The sequence below is a fragment of the Bacillus pumilus genome (genome assembly GCF_038738535.1).
Taxonomy (GTDB): domain Bacteria; phylum Bacillota; class Bacilli; order Bacillales; family Bacillaceae; genus Bacillus.
This window is the reverse complement of sequence record NZ_CP046128.1, coordinates 1,656,637-1,683,130: the sequence shown is the minus strand read 5'-3', so window position 1 is coordinate 1,683,130 and position 26,494 is coordinate 1,656,637. Positions and strand designations below refer to the sequence as shown.

Here is a 26,494-nt window from a genome sequence, read left to right as displayed (position 1 = left end):
TTTCTATTGTACTGTTGCAAGTTGATATACGACTGGATGCTCTTTTTTGACTGGTATGACAAGAATGTCACCAGGCTGGATTTCCGTTGAAGCAAGATCATTGTGTTCTGTGACCCAGTCAATAAACGCATTTTTGTCGATTGATTTGCTGTCGTTTACTTGATCAGCTAACCCCCAAAGAGTATCACCTGATTGAACCTCTATTTTAACATACTGATTTGGATCATTATGGCTTGTGACTGCAATAAGTGAGAGAAATATGCCAACGATGAATGAGAATACCCCAATAAAAATAATAGATTCTTTTAACCTCATAATGTCATCTCTCCTAACAGAATATGTGTTCGCTCTTTCTGTCACTCATTATAAATACGAACAAACGTTTCTGTCAAACGTTTTTTTCGAACCTATGTTTGTACTGTTAGGAAAAACATGCTATAATTTCTTTAAAATTGACGTTTTGAGGTGCAAAAGATGACGAAGCTATCAAAAAGACAACTCGATATCCTGACATTCATCAAAGAAGAAGTAAAAAGTAAGGGCTATCCCCCATCCGTTCGTGAAATTGGAGAAGCTGTCGGTCTAGCATCCAGTTCAACGGTTCATGGACATTTAGCTAGACTAGAAACAAAGGGCTTAATTAGAAGAGACCCGACAAAACCTAGAGCGATCGAAGTACTAGATGAAGAGGAAATGAATATTCCTAAGAGTGCTGTAATGAACGTACCAGTCATCGGAAAAGTAACAGCAGGCCTGCCTATTACGGCTGTTGAGAATGTAGAAGAATACTTCCCTCTTCCAGAGACTTTTGCAGCACCAGATGAACAAGTATTTATGCTTGAAATTATGGGAGAAAGTATGATTGATGCAGGAATTTTGGACAAGGACTATGTCATTGTGCGTCAGCAAAGCACCGCTAACAATGGAGATATTGTCGTCGCCATGACAGAGGAAGATGAAGCGACAGTGAAACGTTTCTATAAAGAAGATACACACTTTAGATTACAGCCAGAGAACCCATCTATGGAACCGATTATTTTACAGAATGTAAGTATACTAGGTAAAGTGATTGGCGTATTTAGAAATATTCACTAAAAAAAGCCGGTATTTCATCAGCTGCTGATGAGAACCGGCTTTTTCTTTTATGAACAAGAATATGCTAGAATACGCGAGCTTGGGAAGGAACCAAATGTAAAGTTTGGCCAAATAAAGCCAGTTGTCCTCCCGAAAGGCTGTGAGGATAGGACATACATTAAAAACACTTGACCGTTTCTCATGAACACAATCGTCCATCTTCTATTACATCCCGCTGCAAATTGAACAGATTGCTGGCCTCCACCTGTTTGCCCTGAAATAAGTGACTGCATGCTTTGAGGCTGTGATAATGCTTGCTGATACTGCGAAATGATATGCTGCGGCGGAGCTGGCGGAGCTGATCCGCTTGATCCGGGTCCAGTGCCTCCTCCTCCGATTGGAAACCCTGGAAATCCTCCAACTTGAGGAATAGGGAGTGATGGCCATCCTTGCATCTGCCTGTCATATGAGTACCCATTCCACATACCTTCATACGGATAATACATATTCAACACCACTTTCTTAGACATTCATCACGATAGTATATGTCATAAATGAAAAAGCGTGTTGAACGTCCAAACAAAAATTTTTCCAAAAAACGTTTTGTTCTTCTTTAGAACGGTTAAATAGTAGATATAAAGAAAAAATAAAAAAATGAAAACTTTTTGTCTCCCTCAAACGTTATATATATAGAAAGAAAAGAAATAAAAAACATTTAGAATTAATACTTGTAATATCACTGTAATTATTGTAACATTTGTAACATAAGAAGTTTTCATTGAGAAAAGGAGGCAATCGCCTTGAAAAAATTATTCGTTTTATTAACTGCTATTATGCTTATGATCTCATTACAATCTACAACATTGGCCGCTTCTAAAAAACCAGCCGCTTTGACAAATAAAGAAGCGTTACATATTGCCCTTGACGCACGAGAACACTTTTGGAGTGCGATGTCAGGCTACAAAATTAATGAACATTCCGATTACAAATTAAAATCATTTAGCTATAAAGACATGACATACAACTATCTTTCTAAAACATTTGATACAAAGAAAAAACTAAACAGCTACCTATCTCAAGTTTTCACAAAAGATGCCATCAATCAAGGTTTAAAAGACTACCAGTTCATTGTTCATAAAGGCAAAATGGCTGTTCCAGTCGGTGACGGAGACAACATGCTTAATTGGGATAAAGCCACACCTAAACTTGTCTCTAAAAAACAAACGGTCCGCACATATGAATTCACCGTCCCAACACTTGATGGACGCAAAGTAAAACGAACTGTTACGTACGAAAAAGTACAAAAAGATTGGAAAGTCACAAAAATTGACGCTGTCATCTAAATCAAAAACCAGGCCATTCAATCGGCCTGGTTTTTATATTGGAGAAAATTCAGTCATGCGATCCAGCGCGTGAGCAAGTGATGATGCCGTGCGAAATTCATTAAAAGGAAGCCCAAGCTGCACGGCTGTTTGGGCAATTTCTGGTCTGATGCCTGAAATGGTCGTCTCTACTCCAATTAACCGAAGTGATGTGACAAGATCAAAGATTTGATGAGCCACCATTGTATCAATAATGACAACGCCCGATAAATCAATACATAAATGCTGTACGCCTTTTTGCGAGCACTGTTTCAGCGTATTTTCTAAAATCATCTTTGCTCTCGCTGTATCAATGTCACCTACTAACGGCAATAACGCAATATGATTTTTTAAAACAATGACAGGTGAGCTCAGCTCGTAAATCATGTCTCTTTGTGCCACGAGCTTCCTCGTTGTATTTTTCACATATTGCTGGATAAACACATGAATTGAAATATTAAACGCCTCTGAAATTAAATCATACCAATAAAAGATGCGGTCAATATCAATTTCATCTTGACGCTGTTTAATAAATTCTTTTAAGTAATGAAGGACTACTCTTTGATTGGACATGTATTCTCTCACAACATAATCTAATGGTGTATTTAAATGCTTCGGGTCACTGGCTAAGTCTTCAGACCACTTTTTAAACTCAGTATGTAAATATGTCTTGTCTTCAATAAGAGCACGTATAAAATGCTGGTAATAATCTTGATTTTGCCGTTTCAGCTCTGCTATGATGCTGGAATCTGTTGAACGATAGATTGATTCTGGATCATCATCCTCAATTGATTCATACCAAGTTTCAGTCAGTTTCTCTGCATGTTGCATAAAAAAATCGTATAATGCACGGTTCTTATCCATAAGCATATGTCCCTTCACATTTTCTTCTTGACAGTCTTTGTACCTTAAAGATCCATTGTACCACTGAATCTTTTGTCCCTGCTAGCTCCAATACGCTCTGATCATCAACAAAAAAGGCACCTACTCACAGGTGCCTCTCATCCAGTTTTATTTCACAATAAATAAAATTCTTTTCCCATCAGGATAACCGCTGATCTGGTGTCCAACCCATGAGCCTGCTCCCCTATTATCAGATGGGCTGACATATTGAACACTCGCACCTTTTCCTCCCTCAAGACAAACCGCCATCGGCCACTCATCCCGGTCAAAGCCAGGTTTAGTCGGAATTCCTTTTAATGATTCTTGCCTGCGGGCATCTGCTCCATTTCGGTCTATCGTACACACATCTGAATGCCCTTTTCGAATGGCTTCTTGAATATGGCTGCCTGTTTCAGGGTACCGTTCCTTTGGAAATTGAATGACATGATCATATCGATCCGCACCTTTTGCCGCATGTTTCTCCCCAAATCCACCTAACAACGTGCCCATCCATATCACAAAGCATAAGGCGACACCAGTGATCCAGCCTCTTCTCATTTTCAAAAGTGTGAGACCTCCTCATTTTTCTCAAGCAGAATCTTGACTTAAAGGAAATGTGTTATTTTAATGTATGAGCGGTTCACGAATGACATGTGAAAAAAATGATGAGGCTGAGAACTCAATGAATCTCTCAGGTTAGACAGATAGAAACCAGTGATTCTATCCATATAAAAAAGCTTGTCCCCTATGAAGGAAACAAGCTTTGTGCTCTAGCTTTTATTGCGCTTTTGCATAGTTGATAAATTCAACAAAGGCAGCTGTCGCTTTTGGACCGCCATTAATCGTTCCGTTTGAATACCCTGCGTTATGAACCCCAACGATTTGCTGATTTTGATCTAGCATCGCTGAGCCTGAATTTCCGCTAAATGTATCAATCGTATAGTATGCGAGATTTGTATCTTCTCTTGTCACAGAACCTGACATCTCCCACTGCGACACCTTGCCAGTCGATCTCATTTTATCACCTGGATATCCAGAAATTTTAATCGTTGTCCCAGTTAAGTTTGTCACCTGACGGATAGAGCGGTAACCGACCGTATTGCCAATGTTCGTATCTGTTTTGATCACGGCAAAATCATATTGGCTCGCGCCTGTATTGATATATCCGCTTGGTACATAGAACTCCGTCATGTTTGCTGAGCCATTCACCGCTGTACTATCGTTCATGCCTGGATACACCGATCCTTTTGCACTATAACTTCTCGATGCTGTATTGTACACGCAGTGCCCGTTTGTCAAAATTTTGTTAGGGGCAATGAGTGTCCCCGTGCAGCTTGAGCCGCCAAATGTAATATAAGCAATTGAATTATATGGTGCCACTCTTGTGTTTGCTACTTTTGTTCTTCCATCGTCTCCAATGACGACTTTTGTTTGAAAGTCTTTTAAATATTTTGAGAGTGGTTTTACTTTTTCGCCAACAGTAGAAGAAAGATCATCCACTTTGTCAAAGGATGAGGGGGATTTCGTATCATTGTGGAAATCACTTGAAGAGATCACCTTTCCATCAGAAGTCACCATGTCATAATCAGACGTTAGTACTGAATCCGATGTGGCATGGGCAAAACTAGGCACACTTAAAGCACCAAAAACGAGTAGAGAAGGGAGTAACATTTTCACCTTTTTCATCATATTCCTCCTTTATGTCCTATATCAAAAATCATACGATTGTTTCATATTGGAGTAAATGAGAGAATATTCTTATTTTTTACAAAATATTTCATTTTTAAATTAGGTGTTTTGTATCTTTCCAACCTTCATTCTATTGATCTCTCTCTATGAAATAGAAAAAACCGCCTAATTGGCGGTCTTCCTAATTTTTCAGCTCCACACATCTTTTACATATCTATTGTCATTTGCAAGGGTTGTCAGCCAATTTTCAGCTGTTTCCTTCGAGCAATGTTTCTCGTTTTGATAGAGGTCGATAAGCGTAGCCTCTACGTCTGGTGCCATAACTTTTCCGTCCCCGCACACGTAAAGATACCCACCTTGGTCAAGTAACTTGATCAGCATGCCGCCGTCTTCTTTCAACAAATGCTGGACATATACTTTTTGCTCTTTGTGACGAGAATAAGCCCGGTGGATGTGAACAACTCCTTTTTGCGCTGCAAGCTGCATTTCCTCAAAATACAGATCATCTTCAAGAGGGTGACGACAGCCAAAATACAGGTGAGCTTCGCCTAGTGGTTTTCCTTCCTTCTGCCACACTTCTCTTGCCTGAACAAACCCTCTAAATGGAGCGATTCCTGTACCCGGTCCGATCATGATCATCGGTACTTCAGATGAAGGTGGCAGCTGGAATCCTGCCTGCGCTTCGTGGAGGAAGCAGGCGACTTCTTCTCCTGCCTGCAGACCGCATAAATAGTTTGATGCGACTCCGGCATATTCTCCGCGGCCGCTCCACGCTTTACCTTTCACAACCGCCACTGTGATACTGACTCTTTTTTCTTCGACTTTTGGTGAGCTAGAAATTGAGTAATAGCGCGGCTTCAAACCTGGTAAAAGTGCTAAAAAGTGCACAAACGGCAGCTCACACGCTTCATATTGATCTAATAAGTCCAGCATGGTTACTCGTTTCTTTAAAACGGCTTCTTGATATGCTTCACCAGCCATTTGCTCAAGCTCCACGCGGTGAGGCGGACAAACTGTATATGCTGCGAGCTCTCTTAGCTGCGTACGTGTTGCAGGCTCTTGAAGCTCAACATGTGACGCAAGTAATTCTCTCATTTGAATCGGCTGATCTAAAGGTAAATGACTTGCTTCTTTCTGAGAAGAAAGCTTGATGTGCTGCTTAGGATCAAGATTGAAGCGATTGATCACCCGCTGCACGAGTGCATCACTATTTTTCGGAACAATTCCGATATGATCCCCTTCTTTGTATTGTTTCCCTTCAGGCAATTGCAGTTCAATATGTCTTGTTTGCCGCTCACTTTTTTCAGATTGTAATTCCTCATTTTTCAGTACAACAGCTGAAAAAGCACCATACGTTTTCGCCACAGGACGTTCTACTAGCTCATTTGTATAAACAACTGATAGTTTTGGCTTTTCCTTACCTTTCTCTTGGAAGGTGAACTTAAATTCTTTTGCAAGCTGCTTGAAGACCGTTTTCTGGAATGTTTCTTTATCCTCATCCATATCTCCGCCTGCATCGCCTTCTCCTAAATCAGCTACACGCTTTGCACCTTTACTTTCAAGTGCTTCATCAATGAGACGAGGAATACGCTGGTACGTACTCGCCCAATTTCGATCTCCGCATCCAAAAACAGCAAATGTCACGTTTGATAAATCCTGCTCTTCATCCTGCGTGACCCAATCCACAAATTTTTTCGCATGGTCAGGCGGATGTCCATTGTATGAAGCAGTCACGATTAAGACTGCACCTTTATCTGGTAATTGGCGTGTATAGTCATCAAGCGGAGCAGTGGTCACGTCAAACCCTTTTGCTTTCCCGTCTTCAGCAAATTCGTTTGCGATTTGCTGCGCCGTGCCAAGATTTGATCCATATAGAACAAGCAGTGGTGTACCGTGACTGGCCACTTTTGACTCATCAGATTTTGTGCTTTTTTTCGTCTCTTCTTTCGGTGGTGCCATAAAGAGTTGCTGCTTCCTTGGCCGCACTTTGATTTTAAAATCGTTTGGCTTAATCGTCAGAGATTCTTTTAAATCAAGTTCATATGATGTGTGATCAATCAATTCCAGATTGTGCAGGACCATCGCTAGCACCATAGTGGCTTCATGAAGGGCGAATTGCATACCAATACATGCACGCTGTCCATTCCCAAAAGGCTTGTAGGCATGCTGCGGGATCTTTTCAGGGTGTAGAAACCGCTCTGGTTTAAATTCTTCCGCATCCTCTCCCCATACCGCTTGATCACGATGTAACTTAGGGAGCAGCACGGAGACACTTTGATTCTTTTCAATCGAGTATTTCCCTCCGATGACGGTGTCCTCTTTCGCATAAAGAGAGAACGTAGGCGCTGTTGGCCAGAGGCGAAGTGATTCATTTAAAACCATACGAGTGTAATTTAGTTTTTGTACCTGCTTAAATGTTGGCAGTCCGCCTTGCAGCACATCATCTGCTTCTTGGACGGCTTTCTTTAATTTTTCTGGATTCTTTAATAAGAAATAAATCGCAAAGGATAGCAGCCCGCTTGTTGTTTCGTGCCCAGCTATTAAGAAGGTAATGATTTGATAGCGGATATTTTCATCTGACAGGCGCTCTCCTGTTTCAGGATCCTTTGCATGCAGCATGAGGGACAGTAAATCATCGCCCGTTTTATCTTGTTTTTTTCGTTCTTGAATAATGTCATCTACTAATTGCTTCATAAAATCGACATTTTGGTCAAATTTTTTTCTTCTTTTGATCATTAGCTTATCTGCAACCGGCAACCGGCTCGCCTGATCCATCGCTTCGTTTAAACCATTCAGCATACTTTCGATGAATGGATGCTGATTTTCTTTATAAAAGCTGTTAAATCGAAAATCAAAACCGCAAAGTCCGATCGTATCTAAAGTAAGCTTTGTCATATCCTCTGCTACTTCAATTTCTTCATCACGGCCTGTTCTTTGCCATTTTTGTACAAGCTGTGTGGCAATATCGAGCATCATCTCATGATAGCCCTTCATGGCCTGCTGGCTAAACGCCGGCATCAAGATGTGGTGAGCCTTTCTCCAGTTCGGTTCTTCTGTCCAGCTCGTAAATAACCCATCTCCTGCAAATGCTCTTACTTTATTGAGACTGCTCCCAATGTATTTATCAAAACGGCTCTCATCACATATTTCTTGGACAAGTTCATGGCTGGAAACAAAAATACTTGTTGCTTTTGAAAATTCAAACTGAAAGATCGGTCCTAATTCATCTGCAAGACGCCAAAAGGTTTGAGAAAGCTCCCCCTTTTTGATATGGGGAATATTTTTAAAAGGTCCGTATGTTTTTGGTTTTGGAATGATTGATGTTTGTTGCATGTGCCCACTCCCTTTATATCATTAAGAAGCAACGCTAATGGCGCGCCATAAACATTGCTCAATGTCCTCTAGAAATTCAATCGTTGGCTCTATTTCTTCTGCAAGAATTTGTTTATGCAGCTGTACAAAGGCACCAAATACAATCGATAAAATGGTTCTACCTGAGAGATTTGGATGAATCCCATCCTTTTTCCCTTCTTCAAAGATAAGGAATAGCTCATGTAACAAAAGCTGCATTTTCTCTTTGCTCGTCTCGTCTAAGTAATGGGATCGTTTATCAATTTCTAAGAAATATAGCCCGCTTGGATTCTCCTTTGTAAATAAAACCAAGCAATAAAATACATGCTTAAAGTACGCCCGAATACTTGCCTTTGGATCTGGACTGTTTGTGTTCATTTTTTCGATAAATGCAGAAAGGCTGCGCTGGTACAAAATATTAACGAGGGCCTCTTTACTGTCGAAATAACGGTAAATGGTTCCTGCTCCGACGTTTGCTCTTTTTGATATCATCGGCATCGTGGTCCCATCAAAGCCCCGTTCAATAAATAAATCTAGTGAAGCCTTCATAATCTGTTCTTGTTTATCAGTCACTGCTGGCACTTCATCCCCTCCTCATTTCAGGAATGAATGTTCATTCCGCATGCGGTATATTATATTAATATTTTAATTTCTTCTATATATACTTAAACACACTTATTTTTCTCCGTCATCACATTTTCTGAAAATAATAATAATTGAGAAATGATGCCTAGTCAGACAGCATCCAAAGGACTTAGAAATCTTGGCAGATATGTGTCATGCGGGTGACCTCTGCACTACACGTTCATTCTTGATCAATCGGAGACTGAATATGGCCGTCATATGTATCAATATGTTTGCTTTCCAAGAAGACGTGCTCCACCAAATAAAATCGCAAAAGCAAACATCGTTCGAAGAATCACTTCAATATGATCAGGCATATATGGGTCTACCTTTCAACTGCATCAAAAAAAGCCTTTTCCTTAGAAAAGACTCATGTTTAGACTATGCATTTATTTCATCATTATTCAATTGGGCAGCATCGCTTTGCTCAAATTGTGTTCGCAGCTCAATAATTGAGCTATTCCTGACATCATTGGCATCTTGCTCAAGAAGCCACGTATAAAATCTAGCTTGCTCCGCTGTTTGCAATGCCTGCATATATTTTTGTGTGGAACGTTTCTCGGCGACACGCTGCTTAATAGCACGCATCTGCTTCCAGAATTGATAATAAGGAAGCTTGAGCTTGGTCATAAAGCCTCTGTCATCCTCAATGACATATCCCTCTTCTTTAATAGAGTCGTCATGAGATACTGCCTGATACCATTTATAAAAAGACGTCCAATTATGGAACACAGCCACTTCCTGCTTGCAGGACATTCCAAGCTGTTCGCTTAACCTTTTCACTTCAGTGAATGGTGCTTTTTCATAGCTTAGCTGACGCTTCACAATATCAAGCAAAATGAGTTGATCTTGATCATATGTGATAATATGTGGGTCTTTCTCTGGTAAAATGACTTCAAACACAAGAGATACATTGTTGTCACGTACGTATGATTTGATGTAGTCGACCTGCACATCGTCAAAGGTTGCATAAAATAGCTCTTCGACCCAGGAAGCATGCTGATTTTGTTTCACATGAGATGTATACGATTTGGACGTAAACACCAATTCATCATCCATTTCGTTATACCCAACCGTTCCTAAATATCCATTTGCTTTATCATAGACGGTAACAGGGAATTGAAGATGGTTCACTAGATGATGCATTTTTGTCTCTGGACGCTCGTCAATATTAAAAAATTTGTTGTAGCTTCTTGAAACAATCTGCTTTGACACCATATTGACAAACAAACCTCTTGCCTTCACATTCACATCATCCCACTGCCGTTCACTAAAAGCTTTTTTCGTAAAATTAAAAGATGAAATATGGTGCGGAAGCTTTAATTCCTGTACATATTCATGCTGATCTAAGTGAGCTAAAAAGTCATCCAGTGAGATATCTGGTTGAAGAGCAGCCGATGTTTTTTTCTCAGAAGCTCTATAGACTGGGTTGTCAATTTCATGAGCCTCAATCCCGTCAGCTGTGATTTTCAAGACCCTCAGCTGCCCCCCGAATTCAACCTGGCCTTCTAGATTATAAGATCTTTCCGCTGCTTGAATTGGCAGCCTGTATAAATTACGATGCCCGTGAATTTGAATGACATCTAATCCAGCGGTGTTTTGAACAAACAAGTGGTCAATGTCATCTGAATATTCACCTACACCGTGAATGAGCTGCTGGGTTGAGACATGCAGAAGCTCTTCTGGCAAATGAGCAAGCCCCCCGTGGGTAACAAGAAATGTCTTGCTATGGTACGTAAAATAAGTAAGCTGATGAAATGTTCTGACAAACTTCCGTACTTCTTTTAAATCAAAGTCTGCTGCTTCGATTTCAGGTGCAGTATGCCGGTTAAACATATTGCTTCTTACTTTCTCACCATGTGCAAACCGGTATAAATGCTGATCATGATTGCCCTCAATCACGATGACATTCCGGCATTCTCTATGTGCGAGCATCCATTCTAATACTTCCTTGTTTTCTATTCCTCTATCAAGCAAATCACCTGCAAAGATATAAAGTTCGTTTTCTTTAATGTCTCCTTGTAAATAGGTGGTCAGAGCGGTATGACAGCCGTGAATATCTCCAAAGACATGAATGGCCTCATATTGATCGAAGGATCGAGGCTGATAGGTTATCACTTGCGGATACTCCTCAGGCTGCAAAACAGTCACCCATGATGGGACCTTTTCTGTTTTTAACCGCTCGTTCATTTGATATAAAACAGACTCCCGCACAACTTTGTGAGGTTCCCGTGAGCGATTTTGCAGGAGAGCTGTTTCAAGCGGCACCTGCGTGAAATCGACGACATACACCCTGTAACGATACGATGTGGCTAACGATTTATATTGAGATATCGATTTGCTTGAAATATGTGTCGCATCAATCACAGTAAAGTCTCCGTGTTCCATACGTGCTGTAAGCAATTCAAATAACAAAGACCAGACTTTGTGGTCATGCTTGCTTGAAATTTCTGGTTTCCCATTGACAGATAACTGCGGCGGCTGGGTCAAAAGACGGATCTGATCCGCTGATAAAGTGTAGGGCTCTAAGCCTTGATCTTTGATCCAAGTTGATTTACCTACGCCTGGGAGACCTCGTAAAAGGACTAAAGTTCTCATATTGGTTCTCCTTTAATGAGTGATATTTTACCTATTATAGATAAATTATGGATAAATCTCAATCTTTTATTGATTATGGTAATATATAGATAGAAAGGGAGGTTTTACGTATGTCTAATGGAGAGAATATGGCATTCAATCTTGGAGATTTTTTATTTCAAGTGTTCTCTCTTCTATTCATTACTGTTATCGTGACTATGATTGTCACCTCTTTTCGAATGATCAGAAGAAGACGAATGGAATTGAAGAAGGTTGAGGAAAGATTGAACAAAGTGATTGAAAAAAATGATTTAAAAGAGTAAAAAATCCGGCATTTAACCGGATTTTTTTGGTTTCATCACAATTCCTTGACGCTGCTGCATCAAAAAGAAAAAGACGCCTAAAAGGACAAGAAGACCGCCACACATTTGAAGCAGTGTAATCTTCTCTCCAAGCAGCCACACAGCAAGACTCGTGGCCCCAACAGGTTCGCCAAGTATACTCATTGAAATCGTTGTGGCATTGACGTAAGTTAAAAGCCAATTATTAATGACATGAGACATGGTGGGAATGATGGCAAGCAATAAAAAAATCCCCCACTCTTTACCCGGATAGCCTGTAAAAGGAGTTTGCTGCATTAGGTTGAATAGAATTAAAAAAAGACCAGCAAAACCAAACACACAAAAACTATAAATCCAATGAGATATTTTCCTTACAGCCTGTTGACCTATTAATAAATAACAAACAACCGCGATCACACTTAAAAAGGATAAAATGTCTCCTAGGATGGCTTCCTGGCTATGACCTATGTCTCCCCATCCAATCATGAGTGCACCAGCAATCGCTACACACATCGTCAAGAGTGCGGGCAGCGTGGTTCGTTCACGGAAAATGAGAAAGCCGCCTAATAAGGAGACCATCGGCTGAAGGGCGATAATAATAGTAGAGCTTGCCACAGTCGTCAGCTTCAGTGAGCCAAACCACAACACAAAGTGGAGTCCTAAAAAGAAGCCTGACATACATAAGAAAAACCAGTCTCTGCGCTTTATTGAAAGAAATTCTTTTTTACGTGGCAGGATAAACGGCAGCATAAAAGCCGCGGCAAAGATCATTCGATACATGCTTAAAATAGCAGCAGGTGCATTTGACCATTTCACAATGATAGCAGAAAACGAAATGGCAATAATTGAAATCACAAGCGGTAGTGCAATTGATTTCTTTTGAGCAGTTGACTTCATTTCCATAAGCAGCTTCCTTTACATCAGCAGTAGATGAGAAGTTCATCTTGTATGTCGTCATCTTACTATGTCCAATCTGCTAGAGGCAAGATGATTTTAAAAATTGTGTGAGCTTTTTTGCATGAAAAAAGCTTTCATCACGAAAGCCCTCATTCATCATCTATTAACAGATAAACGGCCCGAACTGGACCATGAACACCTACCACTAAATTCATCTCAATATCCGCAGAGTTACTCGGACCTGATATGAAATGAATAGCACCTTTCGCCTGCTCCCCCTCTTCTACCGAGCGATTAAGAGCCGAAACAGCCTGAATCATCCGCGGAACCACTGTGCTTTTTTCGATACACACGATATACATCATCGGTAAAAAATGCAGCGCTCTGCCTTGGCCTTGATGGGATGAAAGGACGACTGTACCTGATTCTGCTAGGGTGTAATCACTGAATACAACCGAATATGTCGCTTGTTCTGCCAGCCTGATATTTTCTTCCCTTGATGCCTCAGCATTCCAGCTGGTGACTGCGAATCCTTCGTGCTGCAAGCTGTCAAACATCGGATGAAATCCATATTGTTCAAAACGATGATCGCCCGATGTCATCACAGAACCCTCTCCATACTCTGTCATCAATAATCTTAATACAGAGGGCGCTTCCTGTGGTGTTGTTTCGACCACTCTTGTGTGAATTCGTTGACATTGCTTCTTCAGTTGCTCGACTAGTTCTTCTTTAGACAAAAGTCCGTTTGTTTCCCACTGGACTTGATGCTTCCAAGCTGGACGCTGAATAGATGCAGACGGGGAGGAATCTTTACCTAATTGCTTACGGATATGAGCTAAAAACGACTCTCGGTGAGAAATGGTTCCCTTCATCACTGCTCCTCCTTCTGTCTCTTTTTAAACCAATCCCTGAATCTTTCTTTACTTGGAGCTGGCAGATCACGAATATCTGTCCAATTCTTTAAAGGACCTATTCCTTTTGAAATCTGTCCGTTTGAAGCCATACGATTCATCAATACAGGGGCTGCTTTTGTTCCGAATTGATACATTCCGGGAGTCGATGCGCCCATACCGAACATTTTCATCGCCATCATTTCAGTTTTAGACGCTCTCCCCTCTTTTTCAACGATGACTTGTCGATGTTTTATTAATAACTCGTGAAGCGGGATCTTTACTGGACAAGCATCTGTGCAGGCTGCGCAAAGGCTTGATGCAAAGGGGAGCTCTTGGTAGTCATCATAGCCGCCAAGAAGCGGCGAAAGAACAGCGCCAATTGGCCCCGGATAAATCGATCCGTATGAATGTCCGCCCACATGCCGGTAAACTGGGCACACATTAATACAGGCTGCGCACCGGATACATTGGAGAACAGGCTGAAAGGCAGTACCTAATATATTGGACCGCCCATTGTCCACAATGACCAAGTGAAATTCTTCTGGTCCATCCACTTCTTCTTCTCCTTTTGGCCCGACGACAGAAATATAACTTGTTAATTTCTGACCAACTGCACTTCTGCACAAAAGACCAACAAGGACATCCAGTTCCTCCATCGTTGGAACAATCCGTTCCATGCCCATAACGGAGATATGTGTCTTCGGGATAGCCGTGACAAGATCCGCATTCCCTTCATTTGTCACAAGGCAGATGGAACCTGTATTGGCGACAGCAAAATTACAGCCAGTGACACCAATGTCAGCTTCGAGGAATTTTTCACGTAATATGGCTCTCACAAAACTCGTCATGTCTTCAGGTGTCTCTGACATCTCATACCCTAGCTTCTCATGAAATACTTCCCGTATTTGTTCTTTCGTCATATGAAGAGCAGGTGCCACAATATGTGAAGGAGGTTCATGATCATCTACTTGCAGAATATACTCGCCAAGATCGCTTTCCACCACCTCACAGCCGATCTCTTCAAGCGCTTGATTCATTTCAATTTCTTCTGTGACCATTGATTTTGATTTAACGATCTTTTTGGCCGCTTTTTTCTGTGCCACATTTTGTATATACGCCGATGCCTCTTCCTTTGTTTTTGCAAAAAAGACATGTCCTCCACGTGCACTAACGCTTTCACTTAATTGGTATAAGTAGTCATCAAGATGCGTCAGCGTATGCTGCCGGATTTCCTCGCCAAGTTCTCGCCACTTTTCCCAGTTGCCAAGCTCTTCGCTCGCAGATAGCCGCCTTTCATACAGGCGTTCCTGCGCTGAGGAAACAGCACCTCTCATGACAGTATCTTCTAACCCTTCCCCGATTCGTTCTTTAAAGCCCTTCTCTCCAATTTTCATACTCATTTGCCGTTCCCCCTCTTAAAGTCAGCGGCTATTTAATACTTCTGCGATATGCATCACTTGAATGGGCTTATCAAGACGATTCAGCCTCCCGCCAATATTCAGCAGACATCCGCAGTCAGCACCAATAATGTATTCAGCGCCTGTCTCCTCTATGCTTTGGACTTTCTCATCGACCATTTGCTCAGAAATAGGTGTCATTTTTACTGAAAAGGTTCCTCCAAATCCGCAGCAATTTTCTGCACGCGGCAATGGTGTCATCGTCAAATCTTTGACATTTGACAACAGTGTGATAGGTGCTTCCTTAATTCGCAGCAGTCTCGTCATATGACAGGATGTGTGATAGGTTGCGTTTCCTTTCAGGCTCGCCCCTACATCTGTGACGTGTAATATATCAACAATAAACTCGGTTAATTCATATGTTTTCTCAGTAAGTGCCTCAGCTTTTGCTGACCACACTGGGTCTTCTTTTAAAAGATGAGGATATTCTAAAAACATCGCCTTACAAGAACCTGACGGCGTCACGACATATTCAGCTGATTCAAAGGCTTTGATCATGTTTTTTGCTGCTTTGATGGTTTCTTTTGTATAGCCGCTGTTAAAGGCTGGCTGTCCGCAGCACACTTGTGCCTCTGGAAATTCCACCTCTACACCGAGCCTTTCTAGTACTTTCACTGTCGCCTTTCCTACACTTGGCTGCATGGTGTCAATTAAACAGGTAACGAATAAATGGACTTTCATCGGCGAACTTCCCTTCTTTGCTGCAATTTGATTCATTAATTTGGTCATCTGATGACGAAATAACAGACCCTATTTTCATTTTAATCCCAAATTTCTGAAATTTCAACGAAGTGATTTGTCTAAATTTGGACATATGGCATGTGTAGCTTGAATGAAAAAAACGCCCTTTTGATAGGGCGCTTGAGAAGATTTATTTTGAAATCAATTCACGAATTCTTTCTTCGATAGGTGTTAAGGGCCGGCCTAATAATGTTTCGAAATCACGGCTTTCAACAGCTAAGGCACCATCGCGAATGCCGCTTTGAATGGCTTTGACGAACGGAACAGCTTCTTTTGGTACACCATTTGAAGCTAAAAACTCTCCAAATGTGTCGACATCAATTTGCTCGACTTTGATCTCTTTTCCGCTTACCTCACTGACAATGTGTGCAAGTTCAGTATGCGTCCGAAGAGGTCCTGACAGCTCATATATCTCCTGGTCATGTACAGGAAGTGTTAACGCATTTGCGGCCGCTTCTGCGTAGTCATTTCTTGTTGCCCAGCCAACCTTGCCATCACCAATTGGACTTAAAAATGGTGCGCCGCTAACGGCTGCTAGAATCGTATCTTTTTCGTTTTCTACATACCAATTGTTTCTTAAAAACACATGAGGAATGCCAGAGGCCACAATCGCTTCTTCTGTTTTTGCATGGTCATGTGCAAGGACAAGCTGACTCTCTCTTGCACTCACAACGCTTGTATAAGCAATAAAGGATACACCAGCTGCTTTCGCCGCTTGGATGGCAGCCGTATGTTGCTGCACGCGGTCTCCTTCTGCAGTTGAAATCATCAAAAGACGGTCAATGCCTTGAAAGGCTGCCTTAAGGGTGTCTGGCTGAGTAAAGTCTCCGTGGCGTACATCCACCCCAGCTTCCTTCAAATGTGCTGCTTTTTGCGGGTTTCGAACACTGACCGCAATTTGTTCAGCCGGTACCTTTGTAAGCAAATGCTGGACGACGAGCGATCCAAGTTGTCCTGTTGCGCCTGTTACTAATAATTTCATTTGTTTGACCTCCTCATTTTGTGATTCGACGGTGATGTTTTGGTACAGCTTTACGTATCCGTTTATTCGTTATAACCATCTCGATTACAACAACTGGTGTAAAAAAAGCTCAAGTTCAGCCTGAGCTTCTTTTATTCTGACTCTGTCAACAATTGCTGGATGGTCACTTGTTTGAGGTGATTTTCAAGCGCTGCCTGAGCTTCTTTTAGTTCACTCCTCAGTCTTGTATCCATTGCTTGACCAATCGGACATGCGATGACTGGCTGATGGAAGTTAAATAAATCTTCATCCTCGCTTACATCGACAGCACGGTACACATCTAACAGCGTGATTTCCTCTGCCGGCCTTTTTAAGTAAGCACCGCCTACTCCGCGGCGTATCTCAATAAGTCCCGCCCGTTTGAGCATTGCCATCATTTTTCGAACAATGGCTGGATTTGAATTCACACTTTCCGCAATAAAATCCCCTGTACACTCTTTTGGAACACCTGCAATAAATGACAAAATATGAACAGCAATCGGATACCTGCTGCTAATTTGTTTCACAATCTTTCACCACCGTTGTAATCAATATAGTTACAATGAGTGATTTTGTCAATCAATAAACGGATTTTTCTTTCTATCCCAGTCCTCATATGTCATGATATTGTAGTCTTCTGCTGTATCAAGTTCAAGCGGGGCAATGCATTCAAGCAAATTCTCATCTGGGTCAAGAAAATAGATCGCTGCATGAAATTGCGGCGGATTATCCAGAACTAAAGGCTGTTCCTCTTCTGAAAAACCAAACATTGGGTGAATACTGATGCCTTTTTCAACAAGCCAAGCCTTGATCTGTTCGATACTGGACGTTGTAATTTGAAAGGCAACGTGCCGAGTCGAGGGATGGTATGGAAAGGCATTTATATCTACTTTCCACAAGCCAAGCCAGCTCTTTCCTTTTTCAATCCATAAAAAAGCAACTCGTTCATTTTCGTGAGCAAGTGTCAATTCCAATTTTTCATAAAACGCAATAGATGCCTTCAAATCACTCACAGGTAAATGGGCTTCATACAAACCTTTTATCATCATCCAAACCACTCCTTTTCTCCCTTCTATTCTGCGGGATTTGATGAGATTCCGCCTCAGCAAAACGATGTATTTTATCCCATTCATTGGTTTGAGAAGAATGATATGTTTGATCCATTGCAGATGGGGGAAGGTGTTCAAATAAAAGAAAGGAGCGTTTCATATGCCTTGGACGATGAATGATTATCCGGCTTCATTTCAATCGTTAGATAACGTCATTCGAAAAAAAGCGCTTGAGATTGCCAACAAAATGATACAGGAAGGCTATGACGAAAATAGAGCCATCCCAATTGCGATCAGTCAAGCGAAAGAGTGGAAGAAAAACGCAACGGAGAAAGAGATAAAGAATTTCTCATCTCATGGTTCTGTCAAACCTTCTGAGGGCAGCAGCTCTGCAAGACCAGAGCTCATGGATCATGCGCAGCATGTCGTCAAGCACGAAGAAGGCTGGGCGGTTCAAACAGAGAAAGCAAAACGAGCAAGTGAGGTCAAAGAAACGAAACAAGAAGCAATTGACCGGGCAAAGGAGATTGCATCTAATAAAGGGACTTCTGTTGTTATCCACAGAAAAGATGGAACAATTCAGGACGTGTTAAAACCGCAATAAGACCGCCCGTAAGCGGTCTTTTCTTATGCATTCTTTTCTTTTTTCGCTGGTGCTTTTCTTTTTTTAGGTGCTGCTTTTTTCGCTTTGGCTGGTTTTGATCGATCGATTGAAGCCTGTAGAGCCGCCATTAAATCAGTCACATTGGATGCAGGATCTTTTTTGCCTGTCGTTTCTGGCTGAACCGTATGTTCTCCAGATATTTTATCGCCAATTAAGTTCATCAGCTGTTCTCTGTATTCATCTTGATATGCCGCTGGATCGAATGTCGTGGTCAGCTGCTCGATTAAAAGGAGCGCTGTATCTAACTCTTTCTTTACAATGTTCTCCTCTTGGGGGATATTCGGTACATCAGATACTTGTCTAATTTCATCAGGGAAATGAATGGTTTCCATCAGCAAAATATGTTCATAGCACCTAACGATTGCTAATTGCTCCTTTGAGCGGATCATAATTTTTGCCACGCCAATTTTCCCAGATTCCTCTAAAGCTTTTCTTAATAATGAATAAGCCTTTGCTCCGCCAGTATCTGGTGATAAAAAGTAACTTCTTTCATAATAGATTGGATCAATCTCTTCTATTTTCACAAAATCAATGATTTCAACCGCTTTTTCTTCATTTTCTTTTCGCAGTTTTTCAAGCTCTTCCTCGTCTAATTCAATAAATTTATTTTTCGCATACTCGTACGCTTTGACGATTTGTTCTGGTGCCACCTCTTCCCCGCAGTTGGCACAAACCTTTTTATAGTTAATGGGCGTGTGACACTCTTTATGCAGCTGTCTTAACTTAATATCTTTGTTCTCTGTAGCGGTAAACAGCTTAACTGGAATATTGACCAATCCGAAGCTAATGCCGCCTTTCCAAACTGTATGCATCGCGTCGCCTCCGTTCTTTTCTCCTTACTATGCAATGTTTTCGTTAGACTTATGTATGCGAATGAAAATTTCATCCCACTCTAAGAACACATCATATGAGGAAGTGACATGACAATGAAACCTATGCGATTAACGGCGGCACATGATATTCCTACCGGTTCAGACTGGGTGTATGAATTAAAATATGATGGCTTTCGGACCATCCTGATGTGGGAGGAAAACGAGATTCTTTTAGAAAGTAGAGCCGGAAAACGATTAAACGAACAGTTTCCTGAGGTTATTGAACAGTGCGAACAATTAAGGGACCAGTTTGCTCCTTTTTTACCACTTACGTTTGATGGGGAATTGGTCTTTTTACTGGATGAACAGCAAAGCGATTTTGCGAGGGTTCAGCAAAGAGGCAGGCTGAAAAACAAAGAGGCTATTAAGCTGCAGGCTGAGCGGTTTCCATGTCATTTGATTGCATTTGATCTATTAAGATGCACAGGGAGATCCCTTGTTGATTTACCGTTGATGGATAGGAAAAAACAGTTACAGCAAGTTTTCCAAGAAGCAAAACTTCCGCCAACTGTTCAGCTGGAGCACCCTTCCCTTCTTCAACTTATTCATACAGACACAAATCATGAATATATGAAAAAGCTGATGACGACGTATTTAGCAGAAGGACTCGTTGCGAAAAAAAAGACGAGTAAATGGCACGACAATACCCGGTCAAAAGAATGGCTGAAAGTCAAAAACTGGCGCTATGTCTCTGTCATTGTGACTCGTTTTGATAAAGAAAATGGCTATTTCCAAGGCTGTATTTATCAAGATCATCATCTCACCGAGGTTGTCCAATTCAAGCATGGGTTTTCTAAAGAAGAAGAACAAACGCTGCGTACACTCTTTCAAACAAAAGGCCAGCTAAAAGGAGCATCAGGATATGAAATCCCTCCTTCTATCGTCGCCAGCATTGCTTGTATATCCTTTGATGGATCCGCCTTAAGAGAGCCGCGTTTTTCTTCCTTTTTACTAGATACTGACCCAGCAGCGTGTACGTTTCAGCAAATGCTCAAACAGCTGTATCCGCTCCCTGCCGTGATTGACGTCACTCATCCTGAAAAACCGATTGTGCCGGCTCTTCATCTGAACAAGGCAGATTACTTACTTTATTTGAGACAAGCGGCTCCCTATCTCTTGCCCTTTTTACGTGAAAGACGACTTACTTTAATTCGGTTCCCCCATGGCGCTGGGGATGAATTCTTTTATCAAAAGTCGACACCTGATTATGCACCAGATTTTGTGTTGACCGATCAAGTTGATGATATTGCTTACACGGTCTGTAATGACCCTCAGACGCTTCTTTGGCTCGGTAACCAGCTTGCGATGGAATTTCATATTCCTTTTGAAACAAGGGATACGGACCGGCCGGTCGAAATCGTCTTTGATTTAGACCCGCCATCTGTTAACGAGTTTCATCTAGCCATAGAAGCTGCCAAGCGAATCAAAGCGCTTTTAGACGGGCTCTTTCTTACAGCCTTTATTAAAACAAGCGGCGGTAAAGGACTGCAAGTGTATATTCCATTAAAGAAAAATGCCTTCACATACGAAGAAACGAGATCATTCACCGCGTTTATATGCCAATTTTTATGTGAACAAGCTCCTGAGCTATTTACTTTAGAACGTCTTAAGAAAAAACGCGGCAATCGCTTGTATTTAGACTATATTCAGCACGATGCTGGAAAAACAATCATCGCGCCCTATTCACCAAGAGGAAATGAGCTTGGACTTGTAGCGACACCGCTTGAATGGGGCGAACTCCATCACGATGGCCTTCATCCTTCTTTGTTTACCATGCCAGCTGTTATAGAGCGTCTAAAGGAAAAAGGAGATCCATTCCGCCGTATGAGGCATCTTGTAAATGATGACACTTTCAGACAAGTCTTACATCGGCTTGAAGACATTATACCGGCACATAAGATGGACATACGCGGTCATTAAGCGTTACACTTATTCATTAGAGAGTAAGAAAGGGATGACCATTTTGACCGCACATTCATTTCGAAATACAGCACTAATCTTCTTGTGCCTTTCCGCAGGTATTGTAGATGTGATTGGCTATTTGAGCCTAGGGCATGTGTTTACAGCCAATATGACAGGTAATATTGTGCTGCTTGGCATTGCAGCAGGAAGCTCCTTGCAGCTAACAGCCCTTCATTCCATCACTGCACTGAGTGGATTCGTTCTAGGGGTTTTACTTGCTGTTGTGATAGGCGGAAAGCATGAGAAAACGTTTTGGCCAAAAGCCGTTACACGTATCTTTATCATAGAAGTCATGATACTACTTCTATTTGCTCTCATGACCATTTTCCCTTATACACAAGGTGCTTATTTTATGCTCATTATCCTTTTAAGTATGGCCATGGGCCTGCAGACAGCGGCCGCCCGCAAATTAAATGTGGCTGGCATTTCCACAACGGTTCTAACGAGTACACTCGCTAACCTATTTGAAGATTTGGCTCAGCGCATTTCACACCGGGAAAAAAGAAAAGCTCCTATACAGCATGTCAGTTTCATGCGAATAGGCTCTATTGTCTTTTACTGCCTAGGTGCCGCTTTAGCGGCATACACAGATGCGTACGACCCGTTTATCATCATTTGGCTGCCTATCTCTATCCTTGGGGTGATTGTGATCACTGCTGCATTGAAGCACTTTCACCAATTGAAATAGCCAATCGTTAGATGGCTATTTCAACGTTCACTCATAACTTCTCACATAAAAACCAGGAGGACGCCCCATAATGAACGTGGAGCCATACGGATATCCAGAAAATGTCCCGAATCCCCCGTATCCAGGGAAACCGCCTAAACCAGAAAACACACCAGAGCTCACATAATACCCGCCAAAGCCGATATGAGAACCAACCGATCCGATATGTGCTCCCCCACCGCTAAAACCGCCTCCATGAAAACCTCCATAAACTCGTGGATACATACAATCACCTGCTTTCGTCTAACAACTCATCACATCATATGCATGACAAATGGAGCGGTGTTCCGACTTTTTCTTTTACTTCTATGTACAATAGACCAATTTGATAAAATGTGAATGAAAAGTCCTGCAAAAAATTAAATTAAGCAAAGAAAGGTGACCTTTTTAACTTGTTGCGCTGCCCTATGTTTATTTAGAATAATGGGGCAGGTAACAAATTTGCACACCCCCTTTGTTGCGAATTCTTCTTATTAAACGTTCTTGTAGCGTTTAATAAGAAGAGCCTATTAACAACATACAAAAAACCCTTGCTGACGATGATCAACAAGGGCGAGAGATAAATGGTGGATTAACCACCAATGATTTTTTCTGCTACTTCGAAAGAACCCGCAACGTTTTGAGTCAGAACTGACGCAGCGATCGCTAAACCTACAACGAATAATACTTTTAAACCTGTTTTCATCTTAAATCAACCCCATTCTTTTCATATGTAAATCCGCTTCTAAACTTTTGTTCAAGTAAAAAACAGACTGCTCATAAAGTGCTTGCTTTTCACAATACTTAGCAGCAAAATGTGAAAGCTCTTTTACTTCATGATATTCATTCTTCTCTTCTAACTTTCTTAATTTCTCATCAATTTGCTGAAATCTTTGTGGTGCATTCGTTAAGTAAAGGTCATGGACGATGCCTATTTTCAGCTGAAACACTTCATGAGAAGCATCTTTTATTCTGGCATACGCAGCCTCTATATATTGGCTTGCACGCTGCTTTTCACCAATCACACAGAGTTCCCGGCTGATCAGATACGTAGAATGGAAAAAGAAATCCGACTCATAATATTCTTGATGGGACAGTGCTTTTTCAAGATGACGTATTGATTCTTTCGGTTTGTTCCAAAATGAATATAAAATGGCTACATTGTGATGGAGCTGAGCCAGCATAAAGTCATCCTGCTCGCTTGTCAAAACCTCTTCCGCCAGGCGATAATTTTCAAGCGCCTCTTCATACCGGCCGATCTCTGTTTGATTCGCCGCAATGAGAGAGTATGAAAGGGCTGTTCTTCTTTCATAATGCTTGTGCCGTTTATAGACGTGAAGTGCTCTGCGGATATAGCTTAATGAGAGCATGATATGACTAAGCCGGTAGTAAAGCCAGGCCACCTTAAAATCGAAATCAGCACGTTCGATCTCACTTGGAATTTTATCTAAGAGCTTTTCAGCACTTTGATACATTTGCAATGCAACCTCGTAATTTCCTTGATGCTGCTCATACACACCCTCATAAAAATCAAAATAGTAGGCAAGTCGGTTAGACAAGTCATCCTCTTTTTTCCCGTGATGACCTTCTATACTTCTCGTTGAAACACTGCCCTTTTGCCCTCTTAAATTGTACATGAGAATGTGATGCCTCTTCTCAAGAAGAGAATAGTACATAAGGATGTCCGCATCGTCAATTTCCTCTACCGCTTGTTTCGCTTTAGCAAATAACCGTTCTGCCTCATCTGCATGATCTTTTTTGATTTCCATGTTCCAGTCATTTAATAATGATGCCAATTCCGCAACAGGAATCTTGCTCATTCTACACCCCCAATCACCTTCAGCTGCATCACATGATTTCACTAAATATGGAACTTCTATTAGCAATTGCTAATTAAGTCCATTTGAGATCATTTTAATATGAATCTCTCGAATCTTCAATAACCGTTTCCATTGAAAATGCGTTTCTTTCTTCTAGTCAATGATGTTTGTGTAAAAATTCCGCCTTTTTTCGGTTTTAAAGTAACCAATCATCTCGTAATGAAATGAAAAAGCCCTTTTTTGGGGGCTTTTTGTCCTTATTCCAATCGTATAATAGTAAGTGCCGCTCCAACCGATCCTCCCCCAAGTAACACTATTGCTGCGACTAAACCGAAAATTTGGAGAGAAATCTGGTTACCTGCTGCAAGTGTTGTAATGAGTGATACGTTGTAGGTAGATGCCGATAAAGCGGGTGTTAATATAGAACCAGGAATGGCAGATCCGCTGTTAATGATCCTTGTTCCGGCAAGCAGCGCTACACTTGTGTTCACTTGATATGTGATGAAATAGCGGCCTGAGACAGGCACTGTAAAAATCGTATTTCCACCACTTGCCGTAAAACCATCTAAGCTCTGATTATTAGGCAAGGAAACCGCTGTCCCGCCTAAGACAACAAGCACTGTACTTCCCGACGTATTGGACGCGTACATTGAGTTAGCGGTCACAATTGTGCCGGTTTGACCTGTTACTCCTGGTGATCCGGTTGGGCCGGTTGATCCTGTTGCTCCCGTTGGACCTGTTACTCCTGTTGGGCCCGTTGATCCGGTTGTTCCCGTTACTCCGGTCGAGCCGGTTACTCCGGTTGGACCCGTTACTCCGGTCAGGCCTGTTGATCCTGTTGTTCCGGTTACTCCGGTCGGGCCGGTTGATCCGGTTGTTCCGGATACTCCGGTTGGACCCGTTATTCCGGTTATTCCCGTTGGACCTGTTACTCCTGTTGGACCTGTTACTCCTGTTGAACCCGTTACTCCGGTCCGGCCGGTTGCTCCTGTTGAACCCGTTACTCCGGTTACTCCGGTTGCTCCCGTTGGACCTGTTGCTCCGGTCGGGCCGGTTGATCCCATTGATCCTGTTGGACCTGTTGGGCCGGTTGATCCTGTTGGACCTGTTGCTCCGGTCGGGCCGGTTGCTCCCGTTGGACCTGTTATTCCTCCACACATATTAAGTTGGGCGCACATGCCTCTCACTTCTTTCAAACTGTGGAATCTTTAAGACATACACACTAATACTGATAATTGAGAGAAAAAGAAACGACAATACTTCCAGTCGAGGTCCCGCCAGTAGCTACAATCCCAATGGAGTTAAGATCACTGAGCGTAATGGATCGACTCTCTCCTGGAGGTACAGTGAAATCTGGAACAGCCGCACCGTTGACCTCTAATGTCACAGTTGGTGCTACAGCCACGATTCCGTTGTTTTCCACCATAATGGTCCCGTTTATGACAAATGGTGTTCCATCCGTCCAGACGACAACTGGATCCGCTGCTGCTGCTAAATCGACTGTGAAGCATACCGCATCATTCACAAAGCCTGTTTGCTCATTACTACACCCGCCTAAAATAGCCATTTTAACCCTCCTTCAACCTATTCTTGATAGACTATGATCTAGTGTTCTATGAAGATTGTGCGATTATCCCAGACTCAAAGCCTTATTTTTTTCCTTTGTACCATGTTTAATTGAATGTCTAAGCGCGCTTGCACGTTTTCAGTGGCTTGTTTCTTTAAAATCAACATCATATCTTTTACAGTAATCGATCGACTTTCTCCTTTTTGGACACATATGTCATGACATGCTTTTTTTGTTTGAATGGTAATAGAAACTGGCACTTCTTGATCATCATGATGATGCAAAACCACTGTTGCTGTATTTAGTAATCTTGTTCCATTACGCCAGATTTCAACCGAACTGGGGGATGTTGAAAAATCAAGAAGGAGGTGGTGAGGTTCTATGTTCTTTAAAATGAGCGCATCATATACTGGCAGCTCTGCTTCAATCATTCCGCATAAAAAAGAAAGATCAACAAGGATCTTTGAACTGGATCGATACAAGACTTTCTGACAGCAAGTCGACCTCATGCAGCATGGAACAAGGAGCTCTAACACCACACAATTCTGTTCTTCATTGATGGAAATCAAAGAAAAATAGCAAGTATTAAACACACTTCTTTCAACGAACACCCAGGAGTAGAAAGGTTCCCCATTTTCCATGATGAGCAAAAAAGGAGAACTCATTGAACGTTTGTGAGTAAAGCCTTCATTTTTTGTTTGATTAATTATCTCTTTCAGTTTACTCATCAACAGGTTTGTCACTTTCTATCAGCCCAATTCAATGCTGTATACAAATCCATATGGTCTTTTATCATATGTGCCTTTGACTATTTTGTGCGATTCGCGTAAAGATCAGCGGCAGAAAGAGAACCCATGGAACTAATCGCAAAATTTACCGAACGAAAAGTCACTTTTAAAAGCTGTTCAATTCATCTATTACGATATTACGTCATGCTCCGCCAAAAACGACGCCAGTTATACGCAAA

General features: G+C 41.7%; 27 protein-coding genes. 6 read left to right on the top strand and 21 right to left on the bottom strand.

Annotation, left to right across the window (positions count from 1 at the left end):
• Positions 1–3: 3 nt before the first annotated feature.
• The gene (gene yneA, locus GKC25_RS08305; RefSeq protein ID WP_034660770.1) at positions 4–315 is read right to left on the bottom strand and encodes a cell division suppressor protein YneA; all 312 of its coding nucleotides are present in this window, start codon (positions 313–315) and stop codon (positions 4–6) included.
• 159 nt (positions 316–474) lie between these two features.
• Here yneA and lexA point away from each other — a divergent pair, with 159 nt between their 5' ends.
• Positions 475–1,095: a transcriptional repressor LexA gene (gene lexA, locus GKC25_RS08300; protein ID WP_003212311.1), complete on the top strand. Its 621-nt coding sequence runs from the start codon at positions 475–477 to the stop codon at positions 1,093–1,095.
• A gap of 47 nt (positions 1,096–1,142) precedes the next feature.
• Here lexA and GKC25_RS08295 read toward each other — a convergent pair whose 3' ends face one another.
• Positions 1,143–1,580 (bottom strand): hypothetical protein, encoded by a 438-nt coding sequence (locus GKC25_RS08295; RefSeq protein WP_034660769.1) that lies wholly within the window; start codon positions 1,578–1,580, stop codon positions 1,143–1,145.
• A gap of 294 nt (positions 1,581–1,874) precedes the next feature.
• Here GKC25_RS08295 and GKC25_RS08290 point away from each other — a divergent pair, with 294 nt between their 5' ends.
• On the top strand, positions 1,875–2,417 hold the full coding sequence (locus GKC25_RS08290) for an IseA DL-endopeptidase inhibitor family protein (RefSeq protein ID WP_034660768.1): 543 nt from the start codon (positions 1,875–1,877) through the stop codon (positions 2,415–2,417).
• A gap of 33 nt (positions 2,418–2,450) precedes the next feature.
• On the opposite strand, the gene GKC25_RS08285 is transcribed toward GKC25_RS08290, so the two are convergent.
• The 6 genes from GKC25_RS08285 to GKC25_RS08260 all read right to left on the bottom strand — a co-directional run bounded on the left by GKC25_RS08285 (position 2,451) and on the right by GKC25_RS08260 (position 11,579).
• On the bottom strand, positions 2,451–3,299 hold the full coding sequence (locus GKC25_RS08285) for an STAS domain-containing protein (RefSeq protein ID WP_095285214.1): 849 nt from the start codon (positions 3,297–3,299) through the stop codon (positions 2,451–2,453).
• A 147-nt stretch (positions 3,300–3,446) separates the two neighbouring features.
• Positions 3,447–3,827 carry a NucA/NucB deoxyribonuclease domain-containing protein gene (locus GKC25_RS08280; protein WP_045210079.1) on the bottom strand — a complete coding sequence of 127 codons (381 nt, stop codon included), beginning with the start codon at positions 3,825–3,827 and terminating at the stop codon, positions 3,447–3,449.
• 267 nt (positions 3,828–4,094) lie between these two features.
• Positions 4,095–5,003 (bottom strand): trypsin-like serine peptidase, encoded by a 909-nt coding sequence (locus GKC25_RS08275; protein WP_095285213.1) that lies wholly within the window; start codon positions 5,001–5,003, stop codon positions 4,095–4,097.
• A gap of 192 nt (positions 5,004–5,195) precedes the next feature.
• Positions 5,196–8,339: a bifunctional cytochrome P450/NADPH--P450 reductase gene (locus tag GKC25_RS08270; RefSeq protein ID WP_034660764.1), complete on the bottom strand. Its 3,144-nt coding sequence runs from the start codon at positions 8,337–8,339 to the stop codon at positions 5,196–5,198.
• Between the two features lie 21 nt (positions 8,340–8,360).
• Positions 8,361–8,906 carry a TetR/AcrR family transcriptional regulator gene (locus GKC25_RS08265; protein WP_249114887.1) on the bottom strand — a complete coding sequence of 182 codons (546 nt, stop codon included), beginning with the start codon at positions 8,904–8,906 and terminating at the stop codon, positions 8,361–8,363.
• Positions 8,907–9,362: 456 nt separating this feature from the next.
• Positions 9,363–11,579, bottom strand: a complete 2,217-nt coding sequence (locus GKC25_RS08260; protein ID WP_342689963.1) for an RNA ligase — start codon at positions 11,577–11,579, stop codon at positions 9,363–9,365.
• Between the two features lie 110 nt (positions 11,580–11,689).
• On the opposite strand from GKC25_RS08260, the gene GKC25_RS08255 reads away from it, so the two are divergent.
• Positions 11,690–11,881, top strand: a complete 192-nt coding sequence (locus GKC25_RS08255; protein WP_034660761.1) for a hypothetical protein — start codon at positions 11,690–11,692, stop codon at positions 11,879–11,881.
• 12 nt (positions 11,882–11,893) lie between these two features.
• Here the strand turns inward: GKC25_RS08255 and GKC25_RS08250 are convergent, their stop codons facing one another.
• The 7 genes from GKC25_RS08250 to GKC25_RS08220 all read right to left on the bottom strand — a co-directional run bounded on the left by GKC25_RS08250 (position 11,894) and on the right by GKC25_RS08220 (position 17,936).
• The gene (locus tag GKC25_RS08250; RefSeq protein ID WP_187704524.1) at positions 11,894–12,802 is read right to left on the bottom strand and encodes a DMT family transporter; all 909 of its coding nucleotides are present in this window, start codon (positions 12,800–12,802) and stop codon (positions 11,894–11,896) included.
• Positions 12,803–12,945: 143 nt separating this feature from the next.
• Positions 12,946–13,668 (bottom strand): LutC/YkgG family protein, encoded by a 723-nt coding sequence (locus tag GKC25_RS08245; RefSeq protein ID WP_034660759.1) that lies wholly within the window; start codon positions 13,666–13,668, stop codon positions 12,946–12,948.
• Positions 13,668–15,089: a LutB/LldF family L-lactate oxidation iron-sulfur protein gene (locus GKC25_RS08240; RefSeq protein WP_106037254.1), complete on the bottom strand. Its 1,422-nt coding sequence runs from the start codon at positions 15,087–15,089 to the stop codon at positions 13,668–13,670. The genes GKC25_RS08245 and GKC25_RS08240 overlap by 1 nt, the downstream gene beginning before the upstream one ends.
• Positions 15,090–15,110: 21 nt before the next feature.
• Positions 15,111–15,827 (bottom strand): (Fe-S)-binding protein, encoded by a 717-nt coding sequence (locus GKC25_RS08235; RefSeq protein WP_034660757.1) that lies wholly within the window; start codon positions 15,825–15,827, stop codon positions 15,111–15,113.
• Between the two features lie 190 nt (positions 15,828–16,017).
• A complete protein-coding gene (locus tag GKC25_RS08230) occupies positions 16,018–16,869 on the bottom strand; it encodes an SDR family oxidoreductase (RefSeq protein WP_127686956.1) in 852 nt (283 codons plus the stop codon).
• A gap of 131 nt (positions 16,870–17,000) precedes the next feature.
• Positions 17,001–17,414: an Rrf2 family transcriptional regulator gene (locus GKC25_RS08225; RefSeq protein ID WP_095285206.1), complete on the bottom strand. Its 414-nt coding sequence runs from the start codon at positions 17,412–17,414 to the stop codon at positions 17,001–17,003.
• A 48-nt stretch (positions 17,415–17,462) separates the two neighbouring features.
• Positions 17,463–17,936 (bottom strand): VOC family protein, encoded by a 474-nt coding sequence (locus tag GKC25_RS08220; RefSeq protein WP_268495355.1) that lies wholly within the window; start codon positions 17,934–17,936, stop codon positions 17,463–17,465.
• Positions 17,937–18,096: 160 nt separating this feature from the next.
• Here GKC25_RS08220 and GKC25_RS08215 point away from each other — a divergent pair, with 160 nt between their 5' ends.
• Positions 18,097–18,540, top strand: a complete 444-nt coding sequence (locus GKC25_RS08215; protein WP_342689962.1) for a DUF2188 domain-containing protein — start codon at positions 18,097–18,099, stop codon at positions 18,538–18,540.
• A 23-nt stretch (positions 18,541–18,563) separates the two neighbouring features.
• Here GKC25_RS08215 and GKC25_RS08210 read toward each other — a convergent pair whose 3' ends face one another.
• Positions 18,564–19,412 (bottom strand): Ku protein, encoded by an 849-nt coding sequence (locus tag GKC25_RS08210; protein WP_003211891.1) that lies wholly within the window; start codon positions 19,410–19,412, stop codon positions 18,564–18,566.
• Between the two features lie 114 nt (positions 19,413–19,526).
• On the opposite strand from GKC25_RS08210, the gene GKC25_RS08205 reads away from it, so the two are divergent.
• Positions 19,527–21,392, top strand: coding sequence for a DNA ligase D (locus GKC25_RS08205; RefSeq protein WP_342689971.1), 1,866 nt, complete (start codon positions 19,527–19,529; stop codon positions 21,390–21,392).
• Positions 21,393–21,426: 34 nt separating this feature from the next.
• Positions 21,427–22,122 (top strand): YoaK family protein, encoded by a 696-nt coding sequence (locus GKC25_RS08200; RefSeq protein WP_095285202.1) that lies wholly within the window; start codon positions 21,427–21,429, stop codon positions 22,120–22,122.
• A 27-nt stretch (positions 22,123–22,149) separates the two neighbouring features.
• Here GKC25_RS08200 and GKC25_RS08195 read toward each other — a convergent pair whose 3' ends face one another.
• The 5 genes from GKC25_RS08195 to GKC25_RS08175 all read right to left on the bottom strand — a co-directional run bounded on the left by GKC25_RS08195 (position 22,150) and on the right by GKC25_RS08175 (position 26,255).
• The gene (locus GKC25_RS08195) at positions 22,150–22,386 is read right to left on the bottom strand and encodes a hypothetical protein (protein ID WP_095285201.1); all 237 of its coding nucleotides are present in this window, start codon (positions 22,384–22,386) and stop codon (positions 22,150–22,152) included.
• A 461-nt stretch (positions 22,387–22,847) separates the two neighbouring features.
• Entirely contained in the window at positions 22,848–23,960 is a 1,113-nt protein-coding gene (locus GKC25_RS08190) for a tetratricopeptide repeat protein (RefSeq protein ID WP_060596408.1), read from the bottom strand.
• A 257-nt stretch (positions 23,961–24,217) separates the two neighbouring features.
• Positions 24,218–25,138: a BclA C-terminal domain-containing protein gene (locus GKC25_RS08185; RefSeq protein WP_342689961.1), complete on the bottom strand. Its 921-nt coding sequence runs from the start codon at positions 25,136–25,138 to the stop codon at positions 24,218–24,220.
• Positions 25,139–25,182: 44 nt separating this feature from the next.
• The gene (locus GKC25_RS08180) at positions 25,183–25,527 is read right to left on the bottom strand and encodes a DUF3992 domain-containing protein (RefSeq protein ID WP_034660755.1); all 345 of its coding nucleotides are present in this window, start codon (positions 25,525–25,527) and stop codon (positions 25,183–25,185) included.
• A gap of 74 nt (positions 25,528–25,601) precedes the next feature.
• Entirely contained in the window at positions 25,602–26,255 is a 654-nt protein-coding gene (locus GKC25_RS08175) for a CotZ-related putative spore coat protein (protein WP_034660754.1), read from the bottom strand.
• Positions 26,256–26,494 lie beyond the last annotated feature (239 nt).